The organism is Longispora sp. NPDC051575 (assembly GCF_040681875.1).
GTDB lineage: Bacteria > Actinomycetota > Actinomycetes > Mycobacteriales > Micromonosporaceae > Longispora.
The window spans coordinates 361,810-378,344 of sequence record NZ_JBFAZP010000006.1 but is presented as its reverse complement, the minus strand read 5'-3'; the positions used below and the strand labels follow the sequence as shown (position 1 = coordinate 378,344).

15 protein-coding genes and 1 pseudogene are annotated in these 16,535 nt (G+C 71.9%); 10 read left to right on the top strand and 6 right to left on the bottom strand.

All coding sequences use genetic code 11. The features are described from left to right. The first annotated feature begins 40 nt into the window (after window positions 1–40). The 5 genes from AB0M43_RS19295 (at window position 41) to AB0M43_RS19275 (ending at window position 5,688) form a co-directional block, all read left to right on the top strand. A complete protein-coding gene (locus AB0M43_RS19295; RefSeq protein WP_363726436.1) occupies window positions 41–1,432 on the top strand; it encodes an AMP-binding protein in 1,392 nt (463 codons plus the stop codon). Between the two features lie 265 nt (window positions 1,433–1,697). Beyond that, complete coding sequence (locus tag AB0M43_RS19290; RefSeq protein WP_363726434.1) at window positions 1,698–2,732, top strand: acyl-protein synthetase; 1,035 nt, start codon at window positions 1,698–1,700, stop codon at window positions 2,730–2,732. A 62-nt stretch (window positions 2,733–2,794) separates the two neighbouring features. Next, window positions 2,795–3,925 (top strand): acyl-CoA reductase, encoded by a 1,131-nt coding sequence (locus tag AB0M43_RS19285; RefSeq protein ID WP_363726985.1) that lies wholly within the window; start codon window positions 2,795–2,797, stop codon window positions 3,923–3,925. Between the two features lie 47 nt (window positions 3,926–3,972). Further along, window positions 3,973–5,157 (top strand): Shedu anti-phage system protein SduA domain-containing protein, encoded by a 1,185-nt coding sequence (locus AB0M43_RS19280; RefSeq protein WP_363726432.1) that lies wholly within the window; start codon window positions 3,973–3,975, stop codon window positions 5,155–5,157. A 105-nt stretch (window positions 5,158–5,262) separates the two neighbouring features. Next, entirely contained in the window at window positions 5,263–5,688 is a 426-nt protein-coding gene (locus AB0M43_RS19275) for a hypothetical protein (protein WP_363726430.1), read from the top strand. 60 nt (window positions 5,689–5,748) lie between these two features. Here AB0M43_RS19275 and AB0M43_RS19270 read toward each other — a convergent pair whose 3' ends face one another. Beyond that, the gene (locus AB0M43_RS19270; protein ID WP_363726428.1) at window positions 5,749–6,756 is read right to left on the bottom strand and encodes a lysylphosphatidylglycerol synthase domain-containing protein; all 1,008 of its coding nucleotides are present in this window, start codon (window positions 6,754–6,756) and stop codon (window positions 5,749–5,751) included. A gap of 69 nt (window positions 6,757–6,825) precedes the next feature. Between AB0M43_RS19270 and AB0M43_RS19265 the strand changes: the two genes are divergently transcribed. Together AB0M43_RS19265 and AB0M43_RS19260 are read left to right on the top strand one after the other, a co-directional pair. Then, a complete protein-coding gene (locus AB0M43_RS19265; protein WP_363726426.1) occupies window positions 6,826–7,926 on the top strand; it encodes a DegT/DnrJ/EryC1/StrS family aminotransferase in 1,101 nt (366 codons plus the stop codon). Then, a complete protein-coding gene (locus AB0M43_RS19260) occupies window positions 7,923–8,867 on the top strand; it encodes a Gfo/Idh/MocA family oxidoreductase (protein ID WP_363726424.1) in 945 nt (314 codons plus the stop codon). Before AB0M43_RS19265 ends, AB0M43_RS19260 begins: the two co-directional genes overlap by 4 nt. A gap of 67 nt (window positions 8,868–8,934) precedes the next feature. Here AB0M43_RS19260 and AB0M43_RS19255 read toward each other — a convergent pair whose 3' ends face one another. The 4 genes and pseudogenes from AB0M43_RS19255 to AB0M43_RS19240 all read right to left on the bottom strand — a co-directional run bounded on the left by AB0M43_RS19255 (window position 8,935) and on the right by AB0M43_RS19240 (window position 12,692). Further along, window positions 8,935–10,113, bottom strand: coding sequence for a glycosyltransferase family 4 protein (locus AB0M43_RS19255; RefSeq protein ID WP_363726423.1), 1,179 nt, complete (start codon window positions 10,111–10,113; stop codon window positions 8,935–8,937). Continuing rightward, window positions 10,113–10,319, bottom strand: a pseudogene (locus tag AB0M43_RS19250) (DapH/DapD/GlmU-related protein); the annotation flags it as partial. The pseudogene AB0M43_RS19250 and the gene AB0M43_RS19255, both read right to left, overlap by 1 nt. Before the next feature lie 293 nt (window positions 10,320–10,612). Further along, window positions 10,613–11,548 (bottom strand): NAD-dependent epimerase/dehydratase family protein, encoded by a 936-nt coding sequence (locus tag AB0M43_RS19245; protein WP_363726421.1) that lies wholly within the window; start codon window positions 11,546–11,548, stop codon window positions 10,613–10,615. A 1-nt stretch (window position 11,549) separates the two neighbouring features. Then, window positions 11,550–12,692, bottom strand: a complete 1,143-nt coding sequence (locus AB0M43_RS19240; protein WP_363726419.1) for a DegT/DnrJ/EryC1/StrS family aminotransferase — start codon at window positions 12,690–12,692, stop codon at window positions 11,550–11,552. Window positions 12,693–12,918: 226 nt separating this feature from the next. On the opposite strand from AB0M43_RS19240, the gene lhgO reads away from it, so the two are divergent. Both lhgO and AB0M43_RS19230 read left to right on the top strand, forming a co-directional pair. After that, window positions 12,919–14,109: an L-2-hydroxyglutarate oxidase gene (gene lhgO, locus AB0M43_RS19235; protein WP_363726417.1), complete on the top strand. Its 1,191-nt coding sequence runs from the start codon at window positions 12,919–12,921 to the stop codon at window positions 14,107–14,109. A 90-nt stretch (window positions 14,110–14,199) separates the two neighbouring features. After that, window positions 14,200–14,808 (top strand): hypothetical protein, encoded by a 609-nt coding sequence (locus AB0M43_RS19230; protein WP_363726415.1) that lies wholly within the window; start codon window positions 14,200–14,202, stop codon window positions 14,806–14,808. Window positions 14,809–15,056: 248 nt separating this feature from the next. Here the strand turns inward: AB0M43_RS19230 and AB0M43_RS19225 are convergent, their stop codons facing one another. After that, on the bottom strand, window positions 15,057–15,722 hold the full coding sequence (locus AB0M43_RS19225; protein ID WP_363726413.1) for an iron dependent repressor, metal binding and dimerization domain protein: 666 nt from the start codon (window positions 15,720–15,722) through the stop codon (window positions 15,057–15,059). Window positions 15,723–15,775: 53 nt separating this feature from the next. Between AB0M43_RS19225 and AB0M43_RS19220 the strand changes: the two genes are divergently transcribed. Further along, entirely contained in the window at window positions 15,776–16,531 is a 756-nt protein-coding gene (locus AB0M43_RS19220; protein WP_363726411.1) for a sulfurtransferase, read from the top strand. Window positions 16,532–16,535 lie beyond the last annotated feature (4 nt).

Below are 16,535 nucleotides of genomic sequence, written 5' to 3'. Positions count from 1 at the left end.
CCCGGCGGCGGAGACGGGACGGGGCTCGACGGAGCCGGAGATGGCTTCGGGCGCGCGGCTCCCGGCTGACCCGATCTCCGGCCCGGCCGGGGAGGGCGCGGAGTTCGAAGGTGTCGCCCCTGCGTCCGCCTCCCTGGTCGCGGCCGGGGCGCGCCTGATCGACGGGGCGACCGGGGAGGACGTACCCCTCAAGGTGGATCTTGATCTGCCCGAGGGGTTGGTCTTCGCGCGGACCGGGCTCGACGTCGCCTCCGTGCGGCGCTACCTCGCCGCCTGGGACGCCCGCCGCCCCGTCGCCGTCCTCGACCCGGCGCTGGCCCCGGAGACCCTGGCCGACCTGGTCCGCCGCTTCGAGCCGGCCGCCGTGCTCGGCGTCGACCTGGGCGAGGCGGGCGACCGCCCGGCCGGCTACACCGACGCCGACCTGCACGGACCCGCCTGGGTGCGCGCCACGGCCCCGGAGCACGCGCCGCACCCCGACCTCGCCGTGCTGCTGGCCACGTCAGGTTCCACCGGCGACCCGAAGCTCGTCCGGCTGTCCCGCGCCGGGGTGCTGCACAACGCCGCCGCGATCGCCGACGTGCTCGGCCTGGACCGGCACGAGGTGGCACCCACCAGCCTGCCGCTGTTCTACAGCTTCGGCCTGTCCGTGCTGCACAGCCACCTGACCGCCGGCGCGACCGTCCTGGTCGTCGACGGCGGCGTGCTGGCCCGCCCGTTCTGGGACGCCGTGGACCGGCACGGCGCGACCTCACTGGCCGGCGTGCCGTACAGCTACGAGATGCTCGCGAAGATCCGGTGGACCCCCGCGAAGCACCCGACCCTGCGGTCCCTCACCCAGGCCGGCGGCAGGCTCCGCGACGAGCTGATCGAGCGGTTCGCCGGGCAGGTCGAGCGGTTCCACGTGATGTGGGGCCAGACCGAGGCCGGGCCCCGGATGACCACGCTGCCGGCCGACCGGGTCGCCGACAAGCTCGGCTCCGTCGGCCTGCCGCTGCCCGGCGGGTCACTGTCCATCGTGGACGGCGAGGTGGTCTACGCCGGACCCAACGTCATGATGGGGTACGCCACCACGGCCGCCGACCTCGCGCGCGGCGACGAGCTGGGCGGCGTCCTGCACACCGGTGACCTGGGCGAACTCGACGCCGACGGGTACCTGTGGCTCAAGGGCCGGACGAAGCGGTTCGGCAAGGTGTTCGGCGTGCGGCTCAACCTGGACGACATCGAGGGCATGCTCGCCGACCTCGGGCCGGTCGCGGCGGTGTCCGGGCCGGACAAGGTCCTCGTGTACGTGGAGGGGCCGACCGAGGACGTCGTGCCCCGCCTGGCCGCCCGGTTGAAGCTGCACCGGACCGGGTTCGAGGCGCACCGGGTGGAGCGGCTGCCGCTGCTGCCCAACGGGAAGGTCGACTACCGGGGGTTGGCGGGATGAGCGGATCCGAGCCCGGGCCGCGGCGACTCCGGCCGGCACGACCCGGGGCCGCCTACCGTGCGCCCGCACCCACCGCGCGCTGCGTGCCCGCACCGACCGCCTACCGTGCGCCCGCACCCACCGCGCGCTGCGTGCCCGCACCGACCGCCTACCGTGCGCCCGCACCCACCGCGCGCCGCGTGCCCGCACCGACCACCGACCGTGCGCCCGCACCCACCACGCGCCGCGTGCCCGCAGCGACCACCGACCGGACGGGAGCGCACCGATGAGCGTGTTCACCCTGGCCCAGGCCGACCGCGAGGCCGCCCTGTTGCCGCAGCTCAACGACCTGACGGCCCACCACCGGACGGCCTCTGCGGAGTACGCCCGCCTCCTGGCCGCCCTCGACGCACCCCCCGCCGCCTCCGTGGCCGACCTGCCCTGGCTGCCCGTCCGGCTCTTCAAGCGCCACGTCCTCAAGAGCATCCCCGACGAGGACGTGTTCAAGGTCCTCACCTCGTCCGGCACCACGGGCGACGTCAGCCGGATCTACCTGGACAAGGAGGCCGCCGGCACCCAGCAGAAGATGCTCGCGGCCACGATGCGCGAGGTGCTCGGCCCGAAGCGGCTGCCGATGCTGCTCGTGGACACCAAGGCGCTGTTCACGAACCGGCGGTCGTTCTCGGCGCGCGGGGCGGGCGTGCTCGGCATGATGAACTTCGGCCGGGACCACACGTTCGTCCTCGACGAGGAGGACCGGCCCGATGTCCAGGCGGTCCGGGACTTCCTGGCGAAGCACGGCGACCAGCCGTTCCTGATCTTCGGGTTCACGTTCATGGCCTGGCAGTACCTGTACGAGGTCGCGCGGGCCGAAGGGCTCGACCTGTCCCACGGCATCCTGATCCACTCGGGCGGCTGGAAGAAGCTCGCCGACCGGGCCGTGGACAACGCGACGTTCCGGCGGGCGTTCGCGGAGACCGGGCTGACCCGGATCCACAACTTCTACGGCATGGTCGAGCAGATCGGCGTCGTGTACCTGGAGGGCCCCGACGGCGACGCGCTCTACTGCCCCGACCACGCGGACGTGATCATCCGGGATCCGGAGACGTGGCGGGAGCAGCCGGTGGGCGTACCCGGCGTGGTGGAGGTGCTGTCGACCCTGCCCCGTTCGTACCCCGGACATGTGCTCTTGACCGAGGATCTCGGGGTCGTGCACGGGATCGACGACGGGGCGTGGCCGGGCAAGCGGTTCGCCATCCTCGGCCGGTTGCCGCGCGCCGAGGCCCGGGGTTGCAGCGACACGTTCCAGGGGGTGCGGTGAAGCACCTGTTCGGCGCGCCGGAACCGGTCCGGGACCACTCGCTGACCGTCGGCGACCCCCGGATGGTCGACTTCCTGGTCGCGTTCGCCCGACGCCTGCTCAGGCCGGCCGTCGCCCGCCGGCACCCGGAACTCGCCTCGCTCGGCTTCTTCCTCCGCCGGGGCCCGCTCGCCGACGCCCTGGCCCCGCTCGACGGCCTGCGGTTCCCCCGGGGTCTGGTCTTCCACATCCCGCCGGCCAACGTCGACACCATCTTCGTGTACTCCTGGGCCCTGTCCGCCCTGTGCGGCAACGCCAACATCGTCCGGATCTCCGAACGCGCCGCCGGGGCCGCCACCGTCGTCCTCGACGCCCTCAACGAGACCCTCGCCGACGCCGACCCCGTCGTCGGGCGCACCCAGTCGATGCTCAGCTACGGCCGCGACGACGCGGTCACCGCGCGGCTCAGCGCGGCCTGTGACCTGCGGGTCATCTGGGGCGGGGACGCGTCGGTGGCGGCGATCCGGCAGTTCCCGCTGGCCCCGCACGCCCGGGACCTGACGTTCCCCGACCGGTCGTCGTTCACGGTGATCTCGGTCGACGGCTGGGGGCGGGCCACTGGGCAGGAGAAACGCGCCGCCGCCGAGGGGTTGTACAACGACTCCTACTGGTTCGACCAGGCCGCGTGCGCGTCGCCGAGGACGGTGTTCTGGGTCGGCGGCGCCGGTGCGGCGGGTGCCCCGGACTCCCCGGCCGGTCGGGCGCGGCGCGAGTTCTGGCAGCTCCTCGGCGAGGTCGTCGCCGCGAAGCACCCCGACATCGACGCCGCGATGGCCGTCGAGAAGCGGGTCGCCACCTACGGCCTCGCCCTGGACGGCCACGCCACCGGCCTGCACTACACCGGCAACACCGTCGCGACCGTCGACCTGCGCGACCCAGCCGACCTGCCCCGCCGCTGGCTCGGCACCGGCGTGTTCCCCGAGTCCGAGGTCGCGACCCTCGCCGACCTGGCCCCGCTGGTGGAGCGCCGCGACCAGACCGTCACGCACTTCGGCTTCACGGAGCCGGAGCTGCTGGACTTCGCCCGGCTGCTCGCGGGGCGCGGGGTCGACCGGTTCGTGCCGATGGGGGAGGCGTTGAGCTTCGCGGCGACGTGGGACGGATACCACCTGCCGCACGAGTTCACCCGCCAGGTGACGATCAAGACCCGTTGACGGGTACGTCTGCGCGACAACCCGACACGTAGGCTACGAAGCCCGCCATGACGGAAGTCGTGCGGGCGCGAACGGGCAGCTGGGGCGCGAACGGGAACGGGAATGCCATGGTGGTGCGGAAAATCAGGTCGGACTACATCCTGTCGGCTCAGTTGCGCCTGGTCGACGAGTTGGCCCGGTCGGAACAGGTGAAGTCCGCCGTCGGCGATGTGATCAGACACATGGGCGGCAGCCGAGGTTACCGCGGAGGACGTGAGCTGATCGGCCTGCTGGAGTTCGCCGCCCGCCAGGCGCGCGCGGAGGGCGAACCCCAGGTCGCGGAGATGCTTGACGACGCTCACGGATACGGGACAGGGCGGATACTGAGTTCGGAGTTCGAGTACAAGTACCAGCTTCTCGGGGAGGATGAGGACCGCAACTTTCTACAGCTCACAATGTCCAACATCCACCAGGCCGCAGCTGCGATCTTCGACGCCTTTCTGGCGGAGAATCCGGGTGCGTCCACGGAGGACGCCCGGGACCACTTCGCCCGTCTCGGCAAGCTGACGGTCAACGTCGTACGCGAGCGGGAATCAGGGTTCTTCCGTGTCCACCGGCTCGACACGGGTCGTCAGGTGTCACTCGCACACGCCCTGGTCCAGCGAATGTCACTGGGCCAGATCGCGGACGCGGTTCCCGGCACGGCACCCGTCTCTGAACTCGTTGACTCGCCGGACGTGGTGGCACTGGTGGCCGCAGCCCAGCTCGAGCTGCGGAAGAGGTCCCTGGCCAGGATCCGGACGGTGGTGGAGCACCCGTTCAGTGACGAGGCGCAGATCCAAAAGGTCGTGGGACAGGCCCCGTGGCTGTTCGGTGGGAGCTATATCGGTGTTGCGGCCCGGCGACGGCTGACCATGGGAATGGAGGTCGACATCCCGCTTCTGCGGGCGGACGGATCGCTGCACCTCGTCGAGCTCAAGAAGGCGAACATTCCGGTCGTGCGGACACACCGGGGGCGGTTGAACGTTACGGCCGCCGTGCACGAGGCGGTCGGCCAGGTGATGAACTACCTGCGCATGCTCGACGAGACCCGCAGCGAGGTGTTGGCGGAGCACGGGGTCGATGTGAGCCGCGCCGGGGCGACCGTCGTCATCGGGCACCCGACAGGACAACAGGGACGGCCGAGAGGTCGCGGAGGCTTTTCGAACGTACAACAGCCACCTGAGCCGGATCCAGGTGATCACGTACTTTGATCTGGTCGAAGGGGCGGCGAGGGCCCTCCAACTGGAGGCGGTCCCTGCAGGCTGACGGACGGGTCCGATCGGCCGCCTTCCCGCCAACGTCGAACGGAGCACACGATGACCGTCGAACGTGGTGAGCTGATCGGCCACTGGTCCGTCGAGCACGGTTACCACAGTTCGATGGAGGACGAATGGCTGATGTTCCGCGAGGACGGTTCTGGCTGGTATGCCTACCTGCGGCCGTGGTACTCGAGCGTCGTCGTCATTCGGTGGTTGTGGATCCGGCCGGGCATTGTCCGCGTCGAATCCCGCCGGGAGATCGAGGTGGACGAAGCCGAGGGAAATGCCAGGCTGGAACGCCGGTACATCGACGTCAGTGAGGAGGTTGCCTACGCCGTGACCTTGGTGAGACGGCCGCTGGTCGACGAACCCGTCCGCGAACTCCGGATCGGGCTGTCGCATTGTCTGGGCGGGGCCTTCGCCTGGGTCGGCCTCGACGAACCGGAACGCGACTTCCTCCACGCCGCTGACGTGCGCCCCTGACCGGGGGCCGATCCGACTCCGCCCAGGAAGGCCGTCCGCCACAAGGCGGAGCAGGTCCGCTCAGGACGCGCTGACGTCCTCGGGATGGTCCGCCGGGGTCCGCCGCAGGACCCGCATCGCGGTGAGCGCCGCCAGCCCGGCCGCGATCAGGTCCGCCACGGTCAGGATCAGCCGCGACGCCAGCGCGATCCCCAGCGCGGTCCCCACCACGTCCCCGCTGCTCAGGAACGGCACCAGCGCCGCCACCAGCACGCTCTCGCGCACCCCGAGCCCCGACGGCGAGATCACCACGAACATCCCGACGTTCATCGCGATCGCGAACGCCCCCACGCACACCAGGAGCCCGCCGAGTCCGGGGGCGGCCTGGGCGTTGGCCAGCAGCCAGAAGTGCAGCCCGAACAGCACCCAGCCCAGGGCGCTGAACCCCATCACCCGCAGGACTCCGGCCCAGGTCAGCGGGTTCTCCAGTCCGGGGCGGCGCACGAGGCGCAGGAACAGCTGCACGAGGCGGGTCAGCACGGCCGGGACGGCGCAGAGCAGGGCGATCGGCAGCAGGATCAGCATCACCCACAGGGCGGTGCGCACCGCGCCGGCGTGGTCGGCCGCGCCGCCGGACGCCTCCCGGAGCAGGGTGGGCAGGCCGGCGAGGCCGACGAGCAGGGCCGTGACCAGGCCGAGGCCGGTGGCGATCAGGGAGGCGAGGAAGGCGCGCGGGCGGGGGAGTCCGGCGCGGCGGCCGAGTTCCATCTGGAGGACGTAGGACCAGACGCTGCCCGGGAGGTACTTGGCGAGCCCGCCGACCAGGCAGATCTGCGCGGCGGTGGGGACGTCGACCTCGTGTTCGACGTCGGCGAGCGCGGCCCGCCAGGCGAGCACGTTGGCGCCCATCGCGGCGATCGCGGCGACGAGGGACAGCGCGAGGGACTGCCAGGCGAGCCCGAGCCAGGTGTCGCGGACCTGGGCCCAGTTGGTGACCACGTTCCACACCACGAAGCCGGCAATGGCGACAATTATCGCTATCCGCCCGGCAAGCAGGACCGGACGGGGGATACGGGGGGTGAAGGTCACCGGCAGAGTCTACGGAGAGTCAGGTTGGTACTGTCGCAGGGCCGTTCCGCACCTGACAGGAGACCCGACTTGATCCCGATTTCGAGGGTGCAACTGCCCGCCGACGCCGCGCGACTGGTCGTCGAGGTCATCGAGTCGGGGATGCTGGCCAGCGGTCCGATGGTCGAGCGGTTCGAGCGCGAGTTCGCCGCGATGATCGACGTCGAGCACGCCGTGGCCGTCAACAACGGCACCACCGCCCTGGTGGCGGCCCTCGAAGTGCTCGATCTCCAGCCCGGTGACGAGGTGCTGACCAGCCCGTTCACGTTCGTGGCGACGCTGAACGCGATCCTGGAGGCCGGCGCGACGGCCCGGTTCGCCGACATCCGCACGGACGACTTCTGCCTGGACCCGGACGCGGTGGCGGCCGCGATCGGCCCCCGCACCAAGGTCCTGATGCCGGTGCACCTGTACGGGCAGGCCGCCGACATGACCGCCCTCGCCCCGCTCGCCGCGGAACACGGCCTGGGCCTCGTCGAGGACACCGCCCAGGCGCACGGCGCGACCGTCGACGGGCGGGCGGCCGGCACGTTCGGGCTGGGCACCTTCTCGTTCTACGGCACGAAGAACCTCACCACCGGGGAGGGCGGCATGATCACGACGAACGACGCCGCGCTCGCCGCGAAGCTGCGCGTGCTGCGCAACCAGGGCATGGTCCAGCGCTACCAGTACGAGATGGCCGGGCACAACTACCGGCTCACCGACGTGCAGGCCGCCATCGGGCTCCCGCAGCTCGCCGGCTACCCGGAACAGGTCAAGCGGCGCAAGGACAACGCGGCCCGGCTCACCGAGGGCCTGGCGGGCGTGCCCGGGCTGACCACGCCGGCCGAGCTGCCGGGCCGGTCGCACGTGTGGCACCAGTACACGGTGCTGGTCTCTCCGGGTGCCGCCGTCACCCGCGACGAGCTGTCCGCGAAGCTCCTGGAGCGCGGCGTCGGCTCCGGCGTGTACTACCCGCGTCTCGTGCACGACTACGACTGCTACCGCGACCACCCCCGGGTCACCGCCGACCCGACGCCGGTCGCCGAGCGGGTCGCGGCGGGCTGCCTGTCGCTGCCGGTGCACCCGTACCTGTCGGAGTCCGACCTCGACACCGTCGTCGCCGCCGTGCGCGAGGTGATGGGCGCATGAGGTTCGCGCTGGTCGGCGCCGGGGTGATGGGTTCCCTGCACGCCCGGGTCGTGGCCCAGTCCGAGCGGGCCGAGCTGGTCCGGGTGATCGAGCCCCGGGAGGACACCGGCCGGGCCGTCGCCGAGCGGTACGACGCCGAATGGGTGCCCGAGCTGGACTTCTCCGGCGTGGACGCCGTGATCGTCGCGTCGGCCACCGAGACGCACCGCGACGTCGCGTACCGGGTGCTCTCCGAGGGCCTGCCGCTGCTGGTGGAGAAGCCGGTCTGCGCGAGCCTGGCCGAGACCGAGGAGATCGTCGCCCTGTCGGCGGCCCGGGACGTGCCCCTGATGTGCGGGCTGCTCGAACGCTTCAACCCGGCGATCCTCACCGCGCGCCAGCTCGTGGACCGGCCGGTGCACGTGACGGCCACCCGGCACTCGCCGTACGCGCCCCGGATCCGGACCGGGGTCGCCTGGGACCTGCTCGTACACGACGTGGACCTGGCGATCGGGATGTTCGGCGGCGCGGAGCCGTCCGGGGTGCGCGGCATGCTCGGGCACTTCCACCCGGAGTCCCTCGCCGGGGCCGAGGACGTCGCCGAGGCGCTGCTGACGTTCCCCGAGGGCGGGGTGGCCACCGTGTCGGCGAGCCGGATCGGGCAGCGCAAGGTGCGGTCGCTGACCGTCAACGAGGTGGACCGCTGCATCGAGGTCGACCTGCTCCGCAAGGACGTGACGATCTACCGGCACGTGTCCCTGGACGCGGCGACGCCCGACGGGCGCGGCTACCGGCAGCAGAGCATCATCGAGATCCCGGAACTGATCACGGTCCGCGAGCCCCTGGCGGCGCAGCTGGACCGGTTCCTGGACATCCTGGCCGGCAAGGCCGACGCGGCGGAGGAGCGGGCGGGCATCCTGCCGGCGCACCGGGCCGTGGGCAGCGTCCTGGCAACCGCCTAGAACACCTTTCGACGCGTACAGGGCCTGCTGCGCCCCGTACCCGGAAAAGGGCTCGTCTCTGTGGGTTTCAGCCCTCGCGGACCATCGACTCCAGCGTCTCCAGGTGCGACTTGAGCACCGAGTCCAGGGTGAACCGCTCGTGGATCAGGCGCTGGCCGCCGAGGCCGACCGCGCGCGCCCGGTCGGAGTCGGTGAGCACCTCGACCAGGGTGTCGGCGAGCGCGGCGGTGTCCCCGACCGGGGTCAGGTAGAGGTGCTCGCGGTCGCGCAGCCCGATGCCGGGGAAGTTGTCCGGCCGCACCGCCGCGACCACCGGGCAGCCGGCGCCCATGGCCTCCAGCGCGGCCGTGCCCAGCCCGAACCCGTCGAGGTCGTGGGTCTCCAGGTCGGCCGCCGCGACATAGGCGGGGATCTCCGACTTCGGCACCGCGCCGGTCGTGACGATCGCGTGCCGGACGCCCAGCTCCTCGGCCAGCTTGAGGAACTTGTCGTAGTAGACGGTGCCGACGACGAGGACCGCGAGGTCGGGCACCTTCTCCAGCACCCGGGGCAGGGCCTTCACGAGCTGCACCCGGTCGCGGAGCGGGATGACGTGCCCGAGGGACAGCGCGATCGGCCGGTCGCCCAGGCCGTGCCGCTCCCGGATCGCGGCGCCGTCCCCGTCGAGCAGCCACTGTGGATCGACCCCGACCGGGATGTACTCCAGGCCACGGACCGCCGAGCGGTACCGCTTCTGGATGTACTCCTCCATCTGCACGTCCATCACCACGAACCGGGGCTTGTACCGGCGCAGGATCGGCGCGACCAGCATCGAGTCCCCGGCCGTGAACACCGCCTGGTACGCGGCGCGCGGGCTCTCCAGCCGGGTGTGCACGCTGAGCAGGCTCGGCACGTTCCGCTTGCGCGCGTACAGCCCGCTGGCCCAGGTGAGGTCGAAGAACTGGCCGTGCTGGTGGATCACGTCCGGCCGGAACCCGTCGAGGATCCGGGTGACGTTGCGCAGCAGGGACGGCCGGACCGTGAACCCGATGTCGAAGCCGGCCACGGAGCTGGGCAGCTGCCAGGACGGCAGCCGGAGCACCCGGCACCCGCCGCGCACCTCGTCCAGCGGCGCGTCCTTGTACGTCGCGGTGAGCACCAGCACCTCGTGCCCGGCCGCCGCGTACCCGTGGGCGAGCGACTCCGACAGGTGCGCCGAGCCGCCGACACGGGGCGGGTAGAAGTTGTTGACGACGGCGATCCGCACTAGCTGACTCCCTCGAAGCGGGTGTTCTCCCCGTCGACCACGACCGTGCCCGTGACCCGGGCGGGCACCCCGGACACCACGGTGCCGGCGGCGACGTCCCCGGTCACCACGGCCCCGGCGGCCACCACGGCCCCGTCGCCGATGCTGACGCCCATCTGGACGACCGCGTTGGCGCCGAGGAACACCCGGTCGCCGATGGTCACCGGCGCGCGGTCCACGTGCGGGTAGGCCCGGCCGGACACGCAGCGCCGGGCGGTGGAGTGGGTGTAGATCTGTACCCCGCAGCTGATGTCGCAGCCGGCCCCGATGGTCAGCCCGCCGGAGCCGTCGAGCACCGTGAAGGCCCCGATCCAGGTGCCCGCGCCGATCACCGGGTCCCCGCTGATCCAGGCCTGCTCGTGGTAGTCGTTCGGCGGCAGGGCCGCCGGTACCCGCCGGGCGTCCCCGGCCGGGGCGGGCCGGGTGCCAGCGGCCGGGGCGGCCGGCTGCGACTCCGTGCTCACTGCTCCAGTGCCGCCTTCACCAGCGCGGTCATGCCCTCTTCGACGGTGATCGTCGGCTCCCAGCCGAGCACCTCGCGCGCCCGGGTGATGTCGGCGGCCCGCCGGCTGACCAGCACGTCGCGCGGCACGAAGATCGGCTCGACGTCGGAGCCGAGGGCCTCGATCAGGATCCGGGCGAGGGTCGCGATGGACGTGTCGATGCCGGTGCCGATGTTGATCGGCAGGTTGTCGCCCTTCGACTCCAGGGCCGCGACGACGCTGCGCGCCAGGTCGTGCACGTGGATGAAGTCCATCGACTGCTCACCCTTGCCGTCGATCGTGGGCGCCTGGCCGGCCCGGATCCGCTGGATGAACGTGTTGATGACGCTCGTGTAGTACGCCTCGATCTTCTGGCCGGGGCCGTACACGTTGAAGAAGCGCAGGGCGTTCCAGCTCAGGCCCTTGGTGCGCTGGTAGAAGCCCAGCAGGTCCTCGCCGGCCCGCTTGGAGATGCAGTACGGGGTCAGGGGGGCCAGCTCGTCGTCCTCGTGCATCGGCAGCCGCTTCGGGTCGCCGTAGACGCTGGCGGAGGAGGCGAACACGAGCCGCTCGACGCCGTGGTCGGCCGCCGCCGCGAACACGTTGTTGTTGCCGACCATGTTGATGTCGATCGACTCGTACGGGTCCGCGATGGACTTGTTGATCGACACCGTGGCGAAGTGGATGACGTGTGTGGCGCCCTTCATGGCCTGGTGCACGCCGCCGCCGTACCGCACGTCCTGCTCGACCAGCTCCACGTCGCCCGTGGCGATCAGCTCGTTGACCCGGGCCCGGTCGCCCCGGCCCATGTTGTCGAAGATCCGGATCCGGTAGTCCTTCTCCAGCAGCAGCGGGATGACGTGCAGCCCGATGAACCCGGCCCCGCCGGTGATGAAGACGGTTTTCTTCGACACTTCAGACTCCCTGGGCGACGTCGGTGACCACCGTACGGACGGCGGCGGCGACGGTCTCGATCTCAGCTTCGGTCAGGTTCGCGTGCATCGGGATGGCCAGGTGCCGGCCGAACAGGTCGGCGGACACCGGGCACTCGTTCGTCTTGCCGTACAGGGGCTGGACGTGCGAGGCGTAGGTGCCGAAGTTGCACTGCACCCCGCGGGCGCGCAGCCGCTGGGCCACCTCGCCCCGGTCGATCCCGGGGGCGATCGTGATGATGTACGCCTGCCACGGGTGCGTCCGGTCGTCCAACGCGAGGGGCAGTTCGATCAGCTCGAAGTCCCGCAGCAGCTCCGCGTAGCGCCCCGCGATGTGCTGGCGGGCCCGGAGCAGCAGCGGCAACCGGTCGAGCTGGGCGAGCATGATCGCGGCGGCCACGTCGGAGAGCCGGTAGTTGTAGCCGAGCTCGTCGAACGACGGGATCGGCAGCGCGGTGGACGCGGCCCGGTCCACGGCCGGCGCGATCCCGTAGGTGTGCAGCTTGCGGGCGTGCGCGGCCAGGTCGGCCCGGTCGGTGGTGAACGCCCCGCCCTCGCCGGCCGTGATGTTCTTCCGGCCGTGGAAGCTGAACGTCGCCACGTCGCCGAGCGAGCCGGCCGGGCGGCCCTGGTAGGAGGCCCCGGCGGCGCAGGCGGCGTCCTCGATGATGAACAGCCCGTGCTTGTCGGCGATGGCCCGCAGCTCCGCGTAGTCGGCGGGCTGGCCGGCGACGTCCACGGCCACGATGCCCCGGGTGCGCGGGGTGATCAGCGCCTCGACGGCGGCGGGGTCGATGGTCCAGATGTCCGGGCGGATGTCGGCGAAGACGGGCCTGGCGCCCGCGTACATCACGGCGTGGCCGGTGGCCGGGAACGTGTAGTCCCCGACGATCAGCTCGTCGCCCGGCTGCACGCCCAGGGTCAGCATGGCCAGGTGCAGGGCCGAGCCGCAGTTGTTGGTGGCCAGCGCGTGCGCCGTACCGGCCACGGCCGCGAACCGCTCCTCGAACCGCTGGCAGGTCGGGCCCGCGCCGGCGAGCCAGCCGGAGGCGAACACCTCGGCGATGGCCTTGAGTTCGGCCTCTCCGACCGTGGGCTGGCCGAGCGCGACGACTTCGGACGACATGGCACTCCTGAGCTCTCGGGGTCCCCGTGAGTCTATGGCCCGGTGCGGGCCGGCCTTCGCCCAGGCGGGGCGGCCAGAAGCGTCACTATTCGGGCACCGAGGGTGACCCGGGTGGCGTCGTACCCGAAAAAGGGTCTTCATCGGGCTGGCATATGGCGGTAACGACACCGCGCGGTCGGGAGAATACGATCGGCCACAGCCGATCCCGGCGGGCGGAGGAAGAGATATGACCAGATATGTAGTGATCGGCGGCGGGATCGTCGGTCTGGCCACGGCGCACCGGATCACCCAGGACCGGCCCGACGCCCAGGTCACGGTCATCGAGAAGGAGGCCGGCTGGGGCGCGCACCAGACCGGCCACAACAGCGGCGTCATCCACGCCGGGGTGTACTACAAGCCCGGCAGCCTCAAGGCCCGCTTCGCCAAGGCCGGCAGTGTCTCGATGGTCCGGTTCTGCGAGGAGCACGGCATCGCGCACGACGTGTGCGGCAAGCTGATCGTGGCCACCTCCGCCGACGAACTGCCCCGGCTCGACGCGCTGCACGAGCGCTCGCTGGCCAACGGGCTGCCGGTCCGCCGGATCGACGCGGCCGAGGCCCGGGAGTACGAGCCCAACGTCGCCACCGTCGGCGCCCTGCACATCGCCTCCACCGGCATCGTCGACTACGGCCAGGTGTGCGCGAAGCTCGCCGAACTGCTGGAGAAGGCGGGCGCCTCGCTGCGCACCGGGACGAAGGTCACCGGGCTGCGGCCCGACCGGGGCGGCGTGATCGTGGAGACGACGGCGGGGGAGTTCCCGGCCGACGTCCTCGTCAACTGCGCCGGCCTGCACGCCGACCGGATCGCCCGGCTCGGCGGCATCGACCCGCCGGCCCGGATCATCCCGTTCCGCGGCGAGTACTTCGAACTGACCCCGGAGCGCCGCGACCTGGTCAAGGGCCTGATCTACCCCGTGCCCGACCCGCAGTTCCCGTTCCTCGGCGTGCACCTCACCAAGATGATCGACGGCAGCGTGCACGCCGGCCCCAACGCGGTCCTGGCCCTGGCCCGCGAGGGCTACACCTGGGGCCGGATCAACGCCCGCGACCTCGCCGGAACCCTGGCCTACCCGGGCCTGTGGCAGATCGCCCGCCGGCACCTGCGCTACGGCCTGACCGAGGTCCGCCGCTCGCTGTCGAAGGCCCGGTTCGCCGAGAGCCTGGCCCGGCTGGTGCCCGCCATCACGGAGGCCGACCTGGTGAAGTCCTCGGCCGGGGTGCGCGCCCAGGCCGTGAAGCCCAACGGCGAGCTGGTCGACGACTTCCTGATCGTCGCGAAGGGCTGCCAGGTGCACGTGCTCAACGCCCCGTCCCCGGCCGCCACCGCGTCCCTGGAGATCGCCCGCCACATCGTGTCGACCCTGCCCGGAGCCCGCTGAAGATCAACCACCGTTTCCGGGTACGCCGCCGGCGCGGCCCCGGTCCGCCGGCCCGCTCCGGGTAACCTGGTCGGCTGGAGGTGACTCAACGTGAGTCTCAAGGCAACGATCGCGGCGCTCGGCGTCCTGGGCGCGCTGACCCTCTCCGGGTGCTCCGACACCCCGGAGCAGGCCCCGCCGCCCCCGGTCGACCCCACGAAGGTCGAGTCCGCCGCCCAGCCGCCCGTGGCACCGCAGAGCAAGGCCCCGGCCTCCGCCGCCCAGCCCGCGGCGGCCGCCGGCGGCGCGTGCGGCCTGCTCGACTACGACGTGGTCGCCACGGCCCTCGGCGAGCGGTTCCAGGTCGCGGTCGCCGGCGGCACGGCCCCCGCCACGACGTGTGTCCTCAAGCAGGTCGACAGCCGCTTCCCCGACCTGACCCTCGCCGTCGCGCCGACGAAGGCCGACGCGAAGGTGTTCACGAGCACCGTCACCCCGAAGGGCTCGGCGGCGGTGACCGGTCTCGGCAAGGCCGCCTACAGCCGCACCCTGCCCCCGGACGGCGCGGGCGGGCACACCGTCGAGGTCGGCTGGCTGTCGGCGAACAACCGGCTGCTCACGGTCCGTTACACGCTGCCGGCGGGTGGGGACGCGGCGGCGGCGGGCGCGCTGGCCCCGAAGTTGACGGACCTGGCCAAGCAGATCGACGCCAAAAAGTAACCGACAGGCCGGCCGTGGGCCCGGGAACGCCCCGGTGGGGTTGTCCGCGTCGGCCCGCGCGGCGGGATCCGGCCGCGACGCCCACCGGACCGGGTGCGGGCCGGCCCCGGGCGGGTGCGTGCAGGGCGGTCCCGGGGTGCGAGCCGGCCCGGGGCCAATGCGTGCCGGCTTCACGTAGTTCGGCCCCGTGGGACGCGAAAGGTCCCCGCACCGGCCAGTGCGGGGACCTTCGACGTTGCGTGTGCGGCCTAGGAGACGAAGACCCGGCTCGCGATGTCCCGGGTCAGCTTCACCGTCGCGTCCTGCGACACCACGGTCACCCCCGACCGGTCGCCGGAGACGGTCACCGACGCGCCCGGGTTGATCCCCGCGTTGTGCAGCTCGCGGAGCGCCTCGCCGTCGACCTGCACGCTCTCGCAGATCCGCACGACGGTCACCGGGCCGACCAGGCCGGTGGAGGCCAGGTTGCGCTCGGTGGACGGCTGCTCGGCGTCGCCGCCGAAGATCTCCAGGCCGGGGATCGGGTTCCCGTACGGCGAGCGGGTCGGGCGCTTGAGCAGGTCGTAGACCTTGCGCTCGACCGCGTCGCTCATCACGTGCTCCCACCGGCAGGCCTCTTCGTGGGCCTCCTCGTACGGCAGGCCGATCACGTCGACGAGCAGCAGCTCGGCGAGGCGGTGCTTGCGCATGACGGCGACCGCGTGCTCGCGGCCGGTGGCCGTCAGCTCGAGGTGCCGGTCGTCCTGCACGGTGACCAGGCCGTCGCGTTCCATCCGGGCCACGGTCTGGCTCACGGTCGGACCGCTCTGGTGCAGTCGCTCGGCTATCCGGGCACGGAGTGCCGGAACACCCTCCTCTTCGAGCTCGAGGATGGTGCGGAGATACATCTCTGTGGTGTCAACCAGCTCATTCACGGCGTGCGCCCTCCCGTGGAGACAATGCTACCTGTCGGCTACGACAGACTGTGATGGTGAGCCCATTGCTGAAGGCCGCCGAGCTGGCCGAATATTCCCCGTTGACCTTACTTGACGTCCGCTGGCGCCTCATGGGGCAGCCAGGACGGTCGGATTACCTCGCCGGGCATCTGCCGGGAGCCGTCTTCATTGACCTCGACACCGATCTTAGTGGCGCCCCGGGCGCGGCCGGCCGGCACCCGTTGCCGACTCCGTCACACCTCCAGGAGGCGCTCCGGTCCGCCGGGGTTCGCCAGGATCGTCCCGTTCTGGTGTACGACGGAGGGGACGGTCTCGCCGCCGGCCGCGCCTGGTGGACGCTGCGCTGGGCGGGCCTGACCGAGGTGTACGTCCTCGACGGCGGGTTCGCCGCCTGGACCGGCGAGGTCAGCACCGAGATCCCGACCCCGGAACGCGGCGACGTCGTGGTCACGCCCGGCGGGATGCCGACCGTGGACGCGGCGGGCGCGCTGGACCTGGCCGGGAAGGGCCGGCTGTTCGACGTCCGGGCCGCCGAGCGGTTCCGGGGCGAGGTCGAGCCGATCGATCACGTGGCCGGCCACATCCCGGGTGCCCGCAACCGTCCGATTCCCGACGGCCCCGACTACGGGCCGAAGGACGAGCCTCTCGCGTTGTACTGCGGGAGCGGCGTCACCGCCGCCCAGGCCGCGTTGGCGGCCACGCTCGCCGGGTACACCCCGAGTGTGTATGTCGGGTCCTGGAGCGAGTGGATCAGTGACCCCGACCGGCCGGTGGCTTTGGGAGAATGAGCCT

What these genes read in the sequence shown, in the direction of transcription:
- AB0M43_RS19295 (WP_363726436.1), top strand. Translation starts at nt 41, where the DNA reads ATGGCTTCGGGCGCGCGGCTCCCGGCTGACCCGATCTCCGGCCCGGCC.
- AB0M43_RS19290 (WP_363726434.1), top strand. Translation starts at nt 1,698, where the DNA reads ATGAGCGTGTTCACCCTGGCCCAGGCCGACCGCGAGGCCGCCCTGTTG.
- AB0M43_RS19285 (WP_363726985.1), top strand. Translation starts at nt 2,795, where the DNA reads ATGGTCGACTTCCTGGTCGCGTTCGCCCGACGCCTGCTCAGGCCGGCC.
- AB0M43_RS19280 (WP_363726432.1), top strand. Translation starts at nt 3,973, where the DNA reads ATGACGGAAGTCGTGCGGGCGCGAACGGGCAGCTGGGGCGCGAACGGG.
- AB0M43_RS19275 (WP_363726430.1), top strand. Translation starts at nt 5,263, where the DNA reads ATGACCGTCGAACGTGGTGAGCTGATCGGCCACTGGTCCGTCGAGCAC.
- AB0M43_RS19260 (WP_363726424.1), top strand. Translation starts at nt 7,923, where the DNA reads ATGAGGTTCGCGCTGGTCGGCGCCGGGGTGATGGGTTCCCTGCACGCC.
- AB0M43_RS19240 (WP_363726419.1), bottom strand. Translation starts at nt 12,692, where the DNA reads ATGTCGTCCGAAGTCGTCGCGCTCGGCCAGCCCACGGTCGGAGAGGCC.
- lhgO (WP_363726417.1), top strand. Translation starts at nt 12,919, where the DNA reads ATGACCAGATATGTAGTGATCGGCGGCGGGATCGTCGGTCTGGCCACG.
- AB0M43_RS19220 (WP_363726411.1), top strand. Translation starts at nt 15,776, where the DNA reads ATGGTGAGCCCATTGCTGAAGGCCGCCGAGCTGGCCGAATATTCCCCG.